Source organism: Glutamicibacter nicotianae (assembly GCF_002797775.1).
Classification (GTDB): Bacteria; Actinomycetota; Actinomycetes; order Actinomycetales; family Micrococcaceae; genus Glutamicibacter; species Glutamicibacter nicotianae.
The window spans coordinates 2,208,010-2,221,581 of the sequence record NZ_PGEY01000001.1; the positions used below are offsets into that span (position 1 = coordinate 2,208,010).

General features: G+C 63.2%; 11 protein-coding genes and 1 pseudogene. 10 read left to right on the forward strand and 2 right to left on the reverse strand.

Features of this window, described 5'->3' with window-relative positions; all coding sequences use genetic code 11:
• Window position 1: 1 nt before the first annotated feature.
• Window positions 2-1,318 carry a serine hydroxymethyltransferase gene (gene glyA / locus ATK23_RS10240; protein ID WP_066141474.1) on the reverse strand — a complete coding sequence of 439 codons (1,317 nt, stop codon included), beginning with the start codon at window positions 1,316-1,318 and terminating at the stop codon, window positions 2-4.
• 150 nt (window positions 1,319-1,468) lie between these two features.
• On the opposite strand from glyA, the gene ATK23_RS10245 reads away from it, so the two are divergent.
• Window positions 1,469-2,128, forward strand: coding sequence for a GntR family transcriptional regulator (locus tag ATK23_RS10245; protein WP_066141477.1), 660 nt, complete (start codon window positions 1,469-1,471; stop codon window positions 2,126-2,128).
• 117 nt (window positions 2,129-2,245) lie between these two features.
• Window positions 2,246-2,438: pseudogene (locus ATK23_RS10250) on the forward strand (IS1380 family transposase); the annotation flags it as partial.
• Between the two features lie 213 nt (window positions 2,439-2,651).
• Here the strand turns inward: ATK23_RS10250 and ATK23_RS10255 are convergent.
• Window positions 2,652-4,184 (reverse strand): PucR family transcriptional regulator, encoded by a 1,533-nt coding sequence (locus ATK23_RS10255; RefSeq protein ID WP_066141484.1) that lies wholly within the window; start codon window positions 4,182-4,184, stop codon window positions 2,652-2,654.
• Between the two features lie 190 nt (window positions 4,185-4,374).
• On the opposite strand from ATK23_RS10255, the gene ATK23_RS10260 reads away from it, so the two are divergent.
• From ATK23_RS10260 to ATK23_RS10295, 8 genes are all read left to right on the forward strand, one after another.
• Window positions 4,375-5,997 (forward strand): purine-cytosine permease family protein, encoded by a 1,623-nt coding sequence (locus ATK23_RS10260; protein WP_066141487.1) that lies wholly within the window; start codon window positions 4,375-4,377, stop codon window positions 5,995-5,997.
• 70 nt (window positions 5,998-6,067) lie between these two features.
• Complete coding sequence (locus ATK23_RS10265) at window positions 6,068-6,532, forward strand: nucleoside deaminase (protein ID WP_066141490.1); 465 nt, start codon at window positions 6,068-6,070, stop codon at window positions 6,530-6,532.
• A gap of 182 nt (window positions 6,533-6,714) precedes the next feature.
• Entirely contained in the window at window positions 6,715-7,509 is a 795-nt protein-coding gene (locus ATK23_RS10270; RefSeq protein ID WP_066141492.1) for a creatininase, read from the forward strand.
• Between the two features lies 1 nt (window position 7,510).
• The gene (locus tag ATK23_RS10275) at window positions 7,511-9,238 is read left to right on the forward strand and encodes a BCCT family transporter (protein ID WP_083515581.1); all 1,728 of its coding nucleotides are present in this window, start codon (window positions 7,511-7,513) and stop codon (window positions 9,236-9,238) included.
• A 295-nt stretch (window positions 9,239-9,533) separates the two neighbouring features.
• Entirely contained in the window at window positions 9,534-10,787 is a 1,254-nt protein-coding gene (locus ATK23_RS10280) for an aminopeptidase P family protein (RefSeq protein WP_066141495.1), read from the forward strand.
• Window positions 10,788-10,981: 194 nt separating this feature from the next.
• Complete coding sequence (locus ATK23_RS10285) at window positions 10,982-12,334, forward strand: MFS transporter (protein ID WP_083515582.1); 1,353 nt, start codon at window positions 10,982-10,984, stop codon at window positions 12,332-12,334.
• A gap of 31 nt (window positions 12,335-12,365) precedes the next feature.
• Complete coding sequence (locus ATK23_RS10290; protein WP_066141501.1) at window positions 12,366-13,139, forward strand: IclR family transcriptional regulator; 774 nt, start codon at window positions 12,366-12,368, stop codon at window positions 13,137-13,139.
• A 2-nt stretch (window positions 13,140-13,141) separates the two neighbouring features.
• Window positions 13,142-13,558 (forward strand): cupin domain-containing protein, encoded by a 417-nt coding sequence (locus ATK23_RS10295; RefSeq protein WP_066141503.1) that lies wholly within the window; start codon window positions 13,142-13,144, stop codon window positions 13,556-13,558.
• Window positions 13,559-13,572 lie beyond the last annotated feature (14 nt).

A 13,572-nucleotide genomic window follows, 5' to 3' on the forward strand; every position in this document is an offset into this window, starting at 1 on the left:
ATTATTCCGCTACTTTCTTGAGATTCGGGTAGAGTGGGTGGGCTTCAGCCAAGGCCAGCACACGTTCCTTCAGCTCTGGCAGTGCAGCCGTATTGCCGTCGGCACCAGCGATCAAGGTCTGCGCAATAATCTCCGCAACCTCAGCAAACGCAGCCTCGGAGAAACCACGCGTCGCCAACGCCGGAGTACCAATACGCAAGCCCGAAGTCACCATCGGCGGACGCGGATCAAACGGAACCGAATTACGATTCACCGTGATCTCCACCTGCGCCAGCAAATCCTCAGCCTGCTGGCCATCCAACTCGCTGTCACGCAGATCCACCAGCACCAGATGCACATCGGTGCCACCAGTCAGCACGCTGATGCCCTTGGCAACAACGTCTTCCCGGGTCAAACGCTCAGCCAAGATCTTCGACCCAGCCAAGGTACGTTCCTGGCGCTCCTTGAACTCCGGCGACCCAGCAATCTTGAACGCCACAGCCTTGCCCGCAATCACATGCTCCAACGGACCACCCTGCTGGCCAGGGAACACCGCAGAATTCAGCTTCTTCGCGATCTCCGCATCATTCGACAGAATGATGCCGCCACGCGGACCAGCCAAGGTCTTGTGCGTCGTGGAGGTCACCACGTGGGCATGCGGCACCGGCGACGGGTGCAACCCGGCGGCCACCAGGCCAGCGAAGTGCGCCATATCCACGAACAGGTACGCGCCAACCTTGTCGGCAATCTCGCGGAAACGCTTGAAATCCAGCTGGCGAGGGTACGCCGACCAGCCGGCAACAATCATCTTCGGCTGGTGCTCAACGGCAAGGCGCTCCACCTCATCCATGTCCACCTGGTACGTTTCCTCATCCACGCCGTAAGGCACGATGTTGAACAAGCGGCCCGAGAAGTTCAGCTTCATGCCGTGGGTCAAATGCCCACCGTGGTTCAGGTTCAGCCCGAGGACGGTATCGCCCGGACGCACCAGCGCGTGGTACACCGAGGCATTAGCCTGCGCACCGGAATGCGGCTGCACGTTCGCGAACTTCGCCCCGAACAACTCCTTGAGGCGCTCAATCGCCAACGTCTCGATGACGTCGACTTCCTCGCAGCCGCCGTAGTAGCGGCGGCCCGGATAGCCCTCGGCGTACTTGTTGGTCAGCACCGAACCCTGCGCCTGCATAATGGCCTGCGCGGTGTGGTTCTCCGAGGCGATCATTTCCAGGCCGCGCTGCTGGCGAGCCAGCTCAGCGTCAATACGCTGCGCCACCTCCGGGTCGAGATGCGCGAGGTCTGCGGTCAGGGAATCTGCCGCGAGTGTTGAAGCTTGTGCCATTGCCCATTCCTAAATGTATGAATTGCCGACAACTGATATATCAATCTGCGATTCACTGTATGATGGAACTCACACCCCGGTCAATGGGTAACCGAAAATATTTCAGTACGCAATAATCAGGCCGAACAGAGCAGAGAAATCGGAGTCAGGATGACAATCACCACGCAGCTCCCCCTGGGCGCCGAATCGATGGCTGAGCGCGCCTACCAGGTCTTGCGCGACCGGCTCATCATGATGGACATCGCCCCCGGCGACCCGATCAACGAAGCCCAGCTGGTCGCCGAGCTCGGCATCGGACGCACTCCCCTGCGCGAAGCGCTCAAGCGCCTGGAGGTCGACCACCTGGTGCAGTCCTACCCGCGCCGCGGCACCTTCGCTAGCCGCGTGGATATCACCGAACTGGCTGATATCACCGAAGTCCGGCAGGCCCTCGAGCCTTTGGCCGCGGCCAAAGCCGCCGTGCTCCAGGGAGGCAGCGCACGAGCTGGCATCCAGACTACCTTGGCGGCGGTCCAGCAGCTCTCGGGCGAGAACCTGAGACGCACGCTCATGGAGAACGACCTCGAAGTGCACCGGTTGATTTACCAGGCAGCCGGCAACCACCATCTGGAGCAGACGCTGATCCGCCTGGATAATCTGGCCACTCGCATCTGGTGCATGGCACTGGATCGCCTGCCCAGCATCGATGAGCACATCGACGAGCACGTAGCATTGCTCCAGGCGATTCTCGATGGCCACGCGCAACGCGCGCAGGAGCTGGCGCTGGAGCATATCGTGCATTTCGAGAAGTCGGTGCGATCCGTTCTCTAGCCCGGGTATTCCAAGACGAAGCCAGACATCAACTGACTCAAAGGAAAAAGATGACCTGAACTGGAAAACAGGAGTTGCTGAAGCTCTAAATCACCAGATCGAAGGATCACCTCCTCCGTGAACCCTTCTACCAAACTTTTCCCTGCCTTTCCGACCCAGCTCACCGGCCAATCCCTGGTCTCCCACGCAGGACTGACAGTGCTGACCAGTTTCTCTGGACGCATTGGATGCCCGCAGGCTCTGCGAGGACCGGTTCATCCAGTTCGTGCCAGCCACCGCAACCCACCTTCCAGGAAAAATCCTTTGCGCAAGGCGGCATGGTGAGCTGGCCGATTGAATGGGTGGCTCCTGTTCTCTTGTTCCTCAGGTTTTGAAAGGACTCTGCTTGCTCCGGGTGCGTGGAGACCGGCACTCCGCGCAGGTGGCTTCGGCGCTCTTCGGCGTGGACAGGGCCAGGAACGGTCACCGGGAATCCTTGGTAGTGGATTTCGGTAGCCGTTGGATGGCTGATGAAAAATTTGGGCTAGGTCGTCACCCGCGGCGCACGTCCGTGCCGCGGCCGCCCCACGGCCAGCCGGCAGGCCAAATGCACCTGCAGCAGCCGCCCGCCTTCACGCGGATCGCCGCCGAGCAGCGCGAAGATCCTTGCCAGGCGCTTATGCAGCGTCTGGCGCTCCAGATAGAGCTGATGGGCGGCATGCGTTGTATTGCATCCGGCATCGAGCCACGCCAGCAGCGTGGCCAGCAGCACGCTGCCGCGCTGGTCCTCGTGCTGCAGCAGGTTCCCCACCTGCTCCGCAATGAAATGCTCCAGATCCTCCTGGTGCCCGAACTTCGCAGCCAGGCGTTCCAGCGCATAGTCCGATGCATCGCGCACCCTGCCCTGGTCCGGGGTGAATTCGGGAAATGATTCCAAGACCAGCGCCTCAGCCAGGGACCAATGCGCGCGCCAGATCCCTTCGGCCACCGGGCCAGCGCAGCATTCAACCGACAGTCCCGCCAGGCAACGGCGCAGGCTGGCGATCGCTTCCCGCCGGGCCCCGCGCGGATCGCCTGGGGCGAGCACCAGCAGCGCATAGAGCCGCCCGCTTTCCAGGTAGGTGCGGATCGAGGGCAGCGCCTGGTGCAGCTGGCGCTCGATGCTGCCGCGGATCCTGGCCATGTCATAGCTCTGGAACACCAGCAGCATCACCGGCTCGTCGCTGCCGATCTGCGCCTGCCGCGCCAAGTCAGCCACGAAGTGCCCGCCGGCGCCGTTGACGATGGCCTGCAGCAGCGACGTGTTGGCCACCTGCACCGCGCTCGGCCGGTAGTGCTGGGCATAGGCTAGGCCGACGATGCTGCCCAGCCGTTCGGCCACCAGCTCCAGCCGCTCGGCGGACACCGACTCGGAGCCGGCGAGCACCAGCCGGGCCGCGGTATCGCTGCCGACAAACAGGTCCGTGGCTACCTCCATCGCTTCGGCCTGCGCCGCGCCGGCCCCGGCCGCCGGACTGGATTCGGCAATCATCCGGCCGCCCAAATCCTCCAGCACCGCGCGCGATCCCAGCGCCTTCTCGATCATTTCCAGCAGCTGCCGCAAGTTGGGTCCGGCCGAGGCCATGTGCTTGGCCAGCAGCTGGGAGATCTCGTCGGCCTGCTGCAGGGCCGAGGCCTGTTCGGAGACGATGCGGCGGTTGATCTTCTCGGCCAGCTCCACGAAGGGCACGGTGGCCTCCAGCCGGTAGAGCGGCAGCCCGAGCTGCTGGGCATGCTCGATGAACCGCTGCGGGATCCTGGTTTCCGGAACCAGCGGCTCGAGCACCAGCGCCGCCACGCCGCGCTCGGACAGCGAATCCAGATAGGCCAGCTGCGCCTCGGGCTTCAGGTGGAAAACGGCTTCCCCGGTCGTGAGCAGCAGCTCGTTGCCGTGCAGCAGGCTGGCAATCTGCACCACCTCGTTGGGATGCACCCACCGCACCTGGGCGGACTGGACGGACCGTGCACCGGCCAGCAGCTTCGGCTTGGCGCTGCGAAACAAATGGTCATCCACGACAGCGGACAGCGGGACCATCATCGGAGCTCCTTTGGCGATGGGCAGGTTGACTAGACGGATTTCACGTAGGCGACAGTTCGTCGCCCGAATTCGGTAAATGCACGACAGATTGAATGTATCGCCAATCACACTCGATCTCTAGGCTTTGAATGACCCCACTTCGAACCACCTAGAACTGCCGCACGCTCGCAGCAGCCTGAAAAGAGGCGATATGGACTCGCAACATCCGCAAGGTTCCGAACAAGCCACCCACGAGGTCGAGGACTCCCTCCAGCCGATCCCGGAATCGGTGCGCACCACCAAGCTCTCGGGCCAATTCTGGATCTGGGCCGGCGCCAACGTGGCACCGATCAACTGGATCCTCGGAGCCCTGGGCATCCAGCTCGGGCTGGGCTTCGCCGATACCGTCACCGTGCTGGTTGTCGGCAACGTCATCGGCATGCTGGGCTTCGGCTGCTTCGTGTTGCTCGGCCAGAAGACCGGCGCGACCGGCATGCTGCTGGCCCGCGGCGCCTTCGGCCGGCGCGGCGCCTACCTGCCGGCGGCCATTCAAGCGGTCATCGCCATCGGCTGGTCCGCCATCAACACCTGGGTCATCCTCGACCTGGTGCTGGCACTCTTCGGCAAGATCGGCTGGGTCGATCCGGCGCAGGAAAACATGCTCATCCGCATCGCCGTCGCTGCGGTGATCATGACCCTGCAGGTGATCATCTGCTACCGCGGCTACCGCGCCATCTCGCGCTTCGAACGCCTGACCATGCCGCCGACCGTGATCGTGCTGATTGCCATGTCGATCATCGCCTGGACCCAGCTGGACATCGACTGGGGCTATGCCGGACCTGAAGGCGCCGTGCTGACCGGGATGCCGCGCATTGCCGCCATGAGCTCGATCATGACCGCCATCGGCATTGGCTGGGGCATCGGCTGGTTCACCTACGCTCCGGACTACTCGCGCTTCGTTTCCAAGAGCATCAAGCCGCACAAGCTGTACATCGTCTCGGTGCTCGGCCAGTTCCTGCCGGTGGTCTGGCTCGGCGTGCTCGGCGCCTCGCTGGCAACCAAGCACGGCACCGCCGATCCGGGAGAACTGGTGGTCGAGAGCTTCGGCGCCCTGTCCATCCCGGTGATCCTGCTGGTCATCCACGGGCCGATCGCCACGAACATCATCAATATGTATACCTTCGGCGTGGCCGTGCAGGCCCTGGACATCCAGGTCTCGCGCAAGAAGATCTCCATCCTGGTCGGCGTGCTGGCCATGGGTGCGGTGATCGCCTTCCTCTACGCCCATGATTTCGCCGAACTGCTGCACAACTTCATCGCCTCCATTGCGGCCTGGGTCGCCACCTGGGGCGGCATCATGGCGGTGCACTACTTCATCTTCGAGCGCAAGCACAAGGACTTCTCCTACCTGTTCCTCGATCCGAAGTCCTCACGCCTGAAGTCGGTCAACTGGTCGGCGTTCGTCGCCTTCGCCGCCGGCATCGTGATGACCTTGATGTGCATGTACGGCTCGGTTCCCGCGCTGCAGGGCCCGATCGCCAGCGCCGTGGCAGGCATCGACTTCTCCTGGCTGGGCGGTACGCTCACCAGCGCCGCGGTCTACTTCGCCCTGGGCTACCCGCGCTTCCGCGCCCGGATCAACGCCGGGGTCCCGCTGGGGCTCAAGATGGACCTGTCCGAGGGTGAATTCATCAAGGAGTTCGGCAGCGCCGAGGACTTGCGCAAGGAGCAGCGCGTGGCCGGCGAGCAGCTCCCGGCCAGCAGGCCGGCTGCCCGTCCCGAACCAGATGCCGCGCCGGAAAAGCCCCGGTCGGCAGCTAACCTGCTGGAATAGAATAATCGCCTGGCGCCGCTTCCGGAATCCCGGAAGCGGCGCCAGGCACGTTGAAAGAAAGGACGACCCGATGACCCAGGAAATGATTGACAAGGCCGGCTACGAGGCGGCCCTGCAGGCTGCGCGCGCCGGCGCTGCCGAAGGCGGCGTGCCGATCGGCTCCAGCCTGGCCGGAGCGGAAGGAGTCATCGCGGCCGGGCACAATCGGCGGGTGCAGCAGGGCGACCCGACCGCGCATGCCGAGATCGACGCCCTGCGCGCGGCCGGGCGGCGCAGCAGCTACCGCGACCTGACGCTGTACACCACGCTGGCTCCTTGCGCCCTGTGCTCCGGGGCCATAGTTCTGTTCAAGATCCCGCGGGTAGTGCTTGGCGAGGACCGCACCTTCGGCGGGGAGATCGCCTGGCTGCGCGAGCGCGGCGTGCAGGTCGAGGTCCTGCAGGACGAGCGCGCCCAGGCGCTGATGGAGCGCTTCATCTCCGAGCACCCCGAGATCTGGAACGAGGACATTGCCGAGGAGCCGGCTGGCAGCTGAGCGCTTGCCGCGGCCCGCGAAAGGAATTCAGCAGTTATTGGCAATTAACACTCTTGACTGTGACATGCACCACTGGAATGATTCAGTGCAACAGTGTTGCACGCATCGCAACTGATTGATCCAGAATCTCGCATGGCGATAATTCTTTCGCCCCAACTGCTGTCACTGCCTAGGAGGCAACGATGCCCTCTGTGTTCATCGAAGAACTCGACGCCGAATCTTACGCCACAATGGTGGCCCGCGAAGGCTCGACCATCATCATCCCGACCGGAGCCACCGAGCAGCACGGCCCGCACATGCCACTAGGCGTGGACGCCATGCTGTCCAGGGCCATCGCCGGCATCGTGGCCGAGAAGATCGGAGCCTTGGTAGCTCCGGTCTTCTCCTACGGATACAAGTCGCAGCCGCGTTCCGGCGGCGGCAACCACCGGGTCGGCACGACGAGTCTGGGCGCCGCGGCCCTGACTGGCATGGTCGACGACGTGGTCACGTCCTTAATCGCCCAGGGCTTCACGAACGTAGTCGTGCTCAACGGCCATTTCGAGAACTACCAGTTCATCTACGAGGGCCTTGACAACGCCGTCGCCCGCGCCCGCGCCACGGGGTCCGAATCCCGTGCCGTACTGCTGTCCTATTGGGACTTCGTCGACGAGGCAACGTTGGAAAAGGTATTCCCTGACGGCTTCCTGGGATGGGATATCGAGCACGGAGGGGTGCTTGAGACCTCGCTGATGCTCCTGTTGCATCCGCAGAAAGTGGACATGACCCGCGTGGTGGACCACCCGCCGGCCAAATTGACACCGTACGACATCTTCCCCGAGGATCCCGCGCGCACTCCGCCTACCGGCTGCCTCTCCAGCGCCGCCGGCGCCAGCGCCGAAAAGGGCCAACTGCTGCTGGATGCGGTCACGGCTGCCGTAGCCGATTCGCTCCAGGGCGAGCTGCTCCTGGGATCCATTCAGGTGGAGGTCGAGTAGCATGTCCCTCAACGAAACCGAACGGAAGAACGCCCGGAAGGGCGAGGGCTCAAGCCAGGCGCCCGTCGAAGTGCCCCGTTTCATGGGACGCGTGATCCCGCCCTTGGATCGCCTGCTCATCCGGATTATCCCGCCCGCATTGATCGTCGCGGTGCTGCTCTGGGTACTGCTTTCCCCCGAGCAGGCATCGGCGGTCATCTCCGAGATGCGCACCTTTGTCACCGGGAAATTCACTTGGCTGTTCATCCTGTACTCGGTCTTCACCGTGGTGATGTGCCTCTGGCTGTCGATGAGCAAGGTCGGCAGAATCCGCCTGGGCGGGCCCAAGGCCAAGCCCGAGCACAGCAAGTTCGCCTGGTACTCCATGCTCTTCGCATGCGGCCAGGGCATCGGCCTGATCTTCTGGTCCGTCGCAGAACCGATCATGCTGCGCGACGAGAACCCTGTCATCCCGTCCACCACGCCTGCCGGCGCAGCCGAAGGCGGGATCGTGTGGACCTACTTCCACTGGGGACTGACCGCCTGGGCCATGTACTGCGTGGTGGCGGTCTGCCTGGCCTATTCGCACCACAACCTGGGCAAGACGCTGACCTTCCGCGAAGCCACCGTGGACCTCCTGCCCCGCTGGTCGCGACGCGGTGCGGGCGTGGTCATCGAGCTGCTGGCCATCATCGCCACCGTGCTAGGCCTGGCGACCTCGTTCGGATTCGCCGCCTTGCAGTTCACTTCCGGGCTTTCCTCGTTCACCGGCCTGTCGCCCAGTCCTGCACTGTGGCTGGTCGTCATCGCGATCTTCGCCGGCATCACCTGCATCTCCGCCATCGTGGGCATCAGCAAGGGCATGGCGCGCATTTCCAGCCTGAACTCCATTCTGAGCATTGTGCTGGTCGGTGCGGTGCTGGTCTTCGGCCCGACGCTGTATATCGTCTCGATGCTCTCGCAGACCTTTGGCAGCTTCATGGCCAATTTCGTGAATATGAGCCTCTGGACCGATGCCAGCATCACCTCCAGCCCCCTGGCCAGCTGGCAGGACAGCTGGAATGGATGGTGGACGGTATTCATCTGGTGCTGGGTCATCGCCTTTTCGCCGTTCGTGGCAGGGTTCATCGCGAGGATTTCGCGCGGCCGCACCATCCGCGAATTCGTCATCGGCGTGACCATCATCCCCACGCTCATCGTGATGATCTGGGTCGGAGTCATCGGGGCGAGCGCGATCTACTATGACGATGCGAGCAACCGGAGCATCAGCGATGCCGTGTCCGCGGACACCTCGGCCGGCCTGTTCGCGATGCTCGAGCACCTTCCGCTGGTCGGCACGATCCTGCTGGTGGTCTCCACCATCCTGGTCGCGACCTACTATGTCACCTCGCTGGATTCCGGGATCTATGCGCTCAGCGAGTTCGTCTCGGCGCCAAACAAGTCCGGACCGGTCTTCCGCGTGGTGCTGGTGCTGAGCATCGCCACCGTCGCCACAGTGCTGCTCACCCTGGGCGGCACGGCGGTGGTCGATACGGTCCAGACGGGCACCATCATCGGAGCCTTCCCGTTCTCCTTCGTGATCATCTTGATGATCATCAACCTGATTCGGCGATTGATCAAGCGCGACAAAGCAATCAAGCAGCTGGAGAAGGACATCAACAATCCCGACCCGAACCTTGTTTTCGTCGCTGACCCCGACGGCGATGGTGCGATCCTCAAGGAGGTCCCAGGACAGGAACGGCACACCTAGGCAGTGGATCCGGCATCGGAACGAAGGCCGCGGAACTCGTCATATTGAGTTCCGCGGCCTTCGCATTTTCCGGTCACTTCCGGGATCCATACAGATCATTCCAGATTTACCGCTCTGCAGAAAAAGTTTTCACAATCGCCCTTGACAGTGACGCGGGGCACACATAATCTAAATGCAACGACGTTGCAGTGAGCGCAACACGTACTTCTTCTCCGGCGATTCCCATGAATCCTCGCAATCCATCTGATTGGGCCGGCCTCCCTTGACAGTTGATTTCCCACAAGGAGCCAAAACCATGACTACCGCCAATATCGCCACCAATGTTTCCGAACTGGCCCGATTGAAGACCCTGCACAACGGCGCCAAGGAGCAGCTGACCTTCTCGGATGCCGAGTTCGAGCGCCGTCTGGCCGGCCTGCGCCAGATCATGGCCGCGAAGTCGCTGGACGCGGTCATCCTGACCAGCTACCACGGCATCAAGTACTACTCGGACTTCCTGTACACCACCTTCGGCCGCAACTACGCGCTGGTGGTCACCGCCAGCAACTCCACCACCGTCACCGCGAACATCGATGCCGGCATGCCATGGCGCACCAGCTACGGCGACAACATTGTGTACACCGACTGGAAGCGCGACAACTTCTTCTACGGCCTGCAGGAAGCACTTAAGCGCGACGGCGTGAAGGCAACCCGGATCGGCGTGGAAGACGACTTCCTGCCGGGCCGCACCCGCCAGCAGATCGCCGACACCTTCGACGGCGCAACCCTGGTGGATGTCTCGCAGGACGCCATGCGCCAGCGCATGATCAAGTCCGCCGAGGAAATCGAGGTCATCAAGCACGGTGCACGCATCGGCGACCAGGGCGGCGAAGCCATCAAGGCAGCAATCCGCGAAGGCATCAGCGAATACGAGGTCGCACTGATCGGCACCGAGGCCATGGTGCACGAGATCGCCAAGACCTTCCCGCACCGCGAAGTGCGCGACACCTGGGTCTGGTTCCAGTCCGGCATCAACACCGACGGCGCCCACAACTGGGCCACCACCCGCAAGCTTCAGCGCGGCGACATCCTGTCGCTGAACTGCTTCCCGATGACTTCCGGCTACTACACCGCACTGGAGCGCACCCTGTTCCTGGGCGAGCCGGATGCCCGCAGCCTGGAACTGTGGAACATCAACGTCGAGGTGCACAAGCGCGGCCTGGAGCTGATCAAGCCAGGTGCCGTCTGCAAGGACATCGCCGCCGAGCTGAACGAGATCTACATCGCCCACGGCCTGCTGCCGAACCGCACCTTCGGCTACGGCCACTCCTTCGGCGTGCTCTCGCACTACTACGGACGCGAAGCCGGTCTGGAGCTGCGCGAGGACATTGAGACTGTCCTGGAGCCAGGCATGGTCGTCTCGATGGAACCGATGATCACCGTCATGGACGGCGAGCCAGGTGCCGGCGGCTACCGCGAGCACGACATCCTGGTGATCAACGATGACAACACCGTTGAGAACATCACCAAGTTCGGCTTCGGTCCGGAGAACAACATCATCGACGCCTAAAGGCGAGCGATAACCGTGGGGCGGGGCCCGAACCCCGCCCCACGGTTGCCTTAACCAACTGATGCGCGGCATGCACGGGGGCTGCGCCAAGAACCGAGGACCACCTACCTGGTCCATAGGAACACTTCATCATTCCAGCGGCAATGAAGCCAGGACTGGCTCAGGCCGCTGCCCTCCAGAGGCGGTTTCACTCCATGAACCAATCCAGCAATTCCCCAATGCAAGCCCCGGCCGACGCAACGGCGCTGCCGGCCAACAGCGCGGCCCAGTCCCGCACCATTGATTCGAAGACGCGCCGCAAGGTGATCGCTGCCAGCTTCATTGGCAACTTCGTGGAATGGTTCGATTACGCGGCCTACGGCTATCTGGCTGTCACCATCGCCGCTGTATTCTTCCCCAGCGACGATCCGCAGGCAGGTCTGCTGATGACCTTCGGAGTCTTCGCCATTTCTTTCCTGGTCCGCCCCGTGGGCGGGTTCATCTGGGGTCATCTGGGCGACAAGATCGGTCGGCGCGAGGCGCTGTCGTGGTCGATTCTGCTGATGACCGGCGCCACCTTCTGTATCGCGCTGCTGCCTGGCTACGCGTCCATCGGCTTCGGAGCACCGCTGCTGCTCCTGGCCTTGCGGCTTGTCCAAGGCTTCTCCGCCGCCGGCGAGTATGCCGGAGCCTCGGCCTTCCTGGTCGAGTATGCGCCCGCCAACCGGCGCGGCCTGTATGCCGCAGTCGTTCCGGCGAGCACCGCCACCGGCCTGCTCTTCGGTTCGCTGATGGCCGCCGGGCTAACCGGGTTGCTGTCGAGCGGGGACCTGGAGTCCTGGGGCTGGCGCATCCCGTTCCTGCTGGCGGCTCCCCTGGGCCTGATCGGCCGCTATATCCGCACCAAGCTGGAAGACTCGCCGGCCTTCGTTGAAGCATCCGAGTCCAGTGCACCCGAGAGCTCCCCCGTCGGGTCTTTGCTGAAGAACCATTGGCGCCAGCTGGTCCAGGCTGCCGGTGCGGTCCTGCTGAACGCCGTCGGGTTCTACGTCATCCTGTCCTACATGCCGACCTATCTGTCCGAAGAGCTCGGACTGGACGCCACCCGTTCCTACCTGGCCACAACCGTCGCGTTGCTGACCTACGTCGGTTTCATCTTCCTCACCGGCATGCTTTCGGATCGCTTCGGACGCAGGCGCGTGCTAATCAGCGCATCAATCCTGTTCGTCCTCTTCACGGTGCCCGCCTTCATGGCCTTGGAATCGGGAAACTTCCTGGTCATCGTGCTGGTGCAGATTCTGCTCGGTGCCATGCTCACGCTGAACGATGGAACCCTTCCGAGCTACCTTGCCGAAATGTTCCCCACCAAGGTCCGCTATTCAGGCTTCGCCGTTTCGTTCAATCTCTCGAATGCGCTCTTCGGCGGAACCGCGCCATTCGTGGCCACCTTGCTGATTGCCACCAGCGGCAACAACCTGGCTCCGGGCTGGTATCTGATGGGCGCCGCCGTGGTTTCGCTGGTCGCTGTGGCTTGCTCGGTGGAAACCAGCCGCAAGCCGCTGGCTTGAGCCGTAGGATAGTAGCAACTCAGGAGGGAAAATGACTGAAACCCGCAACGAAACCAGGGGAGCCTCGGTGATCGTCAACGTGCTCGATGTGCTTCGATGCTTCACCGTCCAGAATCCGGTCGTCGGCGTCACCGAAATCGCTGAGCAGGTCGGCCTCCACAAATCCAGCGTCTCGCGGATTCTTGCCACGCTCGAGCAAGAGCGCGTGGTAGACCGGGACGAGGAAACCCGCAAGTACCGTTTGGGCGTCGGCCTGATTGCCATCGCCGGCCCATTGCTGGCCAACCTGGACGTGCGGCAGGTGGCCTACCCGCTGCTGGAAGCCCTGCGCGAAGCTACCGGCGAGACCGCAGTGCTGAACATCTGGGACGGCAGCGAGTCGATTTCCGTGGAACAGCTGCCCTCCACCCATCTGGTCAAGCACACCTCGGTCATGGGGTCCCGCTACCGTTCGGGACTGAGCGCCACCGTTCAGGTATTCCTCGCCCACGAGGACCCGGAACGCCGCGCGGAGCTGATCACCAGCGGCGAGATCGATCTGGCCGGCACCTCCCCGGCCGAATACGAGGCACGCCTGGATCTGGTGCGCGAACGCGGCTATGCGGTCAACTACGGCGAGACCTCCGCGGAAGAAGTCGGAGTGGCCGCAGGAATTCTCGATCACCGCGGAGAGCTTGTCGCCTGCGCCATGACCGCCGCCCCGTACTACCGCATCGGCACCGACGAACTGGCGCAGCTGTGCTCCAGCACCCGAATCACGGCACGGCGCATCAGCACCAGGCTCGGATACCAGTCGGAAGGATAGCCATGGACCCGTTCGAAGCACGTGATACCTACGCCTTCGACTACCGGATGCACGAAGGCTCGGCCATGAAAGTCAGCCACCATTTCGCCGGGCACACCGGGATGCCGGTGGCCATCCAGACCTGGCTGATTGAACCAGGCGGCTTCGAGGGCTTCCACCGCCACGAGGGACAGGCGGCGTTGCAGGAGTTCTACCAGGTGCTCGACGGCCAGGCGACGATGCGGGTCGGCGAGCGCGAATACGAGCTGGGCCCGGGCGACAGCATCTTGGCCAATGCCGGGGTGGACCACGACCTGCGCAATACCGGCACGGATGCCCTGCGGGTCCTGGTCGTTTGGGGTCCTCCGGGCGATGCCAACTTCTCGGCCTTCGGTTCGCACCAGCTGGCGCAGCAGCTCCGGGCCGGCGGCGTGGCTTAACTGGGAGTTTGCCC

Excerpts from the sequence above, each read along its gene's own strand:
- ATK23_RS10245 (WP_066141477.1), top strand. The coding sequence starts at position 1,469 with ATGACAATCACCACGCAGCTCCCCCTGGGCGCCGAATCGATGGCTGAG.
- ATK23_RS10290 (WP_066141501.1), top strand. The coding sequence starts at position 12,366 with ATGACTGAAACCCGCAACGAAACCAGGGGAGCCTCGGTGATCGTCAAC.
- ATK23_RS10270 (WP_066141492.1), top strand. The coding sequence starts at position 6,715 with ATGCCCTCTGTGTTCATCGAAGAACTCGACGCCGAATCTTACGCCACA.
- ATK23_RS10255 (WP_066141484.1), bottom strand. The coding sequence starts at position 4,184 with ATGATGGTCCCGCTGTCCGCTGTCGTGGATGACCATTTGTTTCGCAGC.
- ATK23_RS10285 (WP_083515582.1), top strand. The coding sequence starts at position 10,982 with ATGAACCAATCCAGCAATTCCCCAATGCAAGCCCCGGCCGACGCAACG.
- ATK23_RS10265 (WP_066141490.1), top strand. The coding sequence starts at position 6,068 with ATGACCCAGGAAATGATTGACAAGGCCGGCTACGAGGCGGCCCTGCAG.
- ATK23_RS10280 (WP_066141495.1), top strand. The coding sequence starts at position 9,534 with ATGACTACCGCCAATATCGCCACCAATGTTTCCGAACTGGCCCGATTG.
- ATK23_RS10295 (WP_066141503.1), top strand. The coding sequence starts at position 13,142 with ATGGACCCGTTCGAAGCACGTGATACCTACGCCTTCGACTACCGGATG.
- glyA (WP_066141474.1), bottom strand. The coding sequence starts at position 1,318 with ATGGCACAAGCTTCAACACTCGCGGCAGATTCCCTGACCGCAGACCTC.
- ATK23_RS10260 (WP_066141487.1), top strand. The coding sequence starts at position 4,375 with ATGGACTCGCAACATCCGCAAGGTTCCGAACAAGCCACCCACGAGGTC.
- ATK23_RS10275 (WP_083515581.1), top strand. The coding sequence starts at position 7,511 with ATGTCCCTCAACGAAACCGAACGGAAGAACGCCCGGAAGGGCGAGGGC.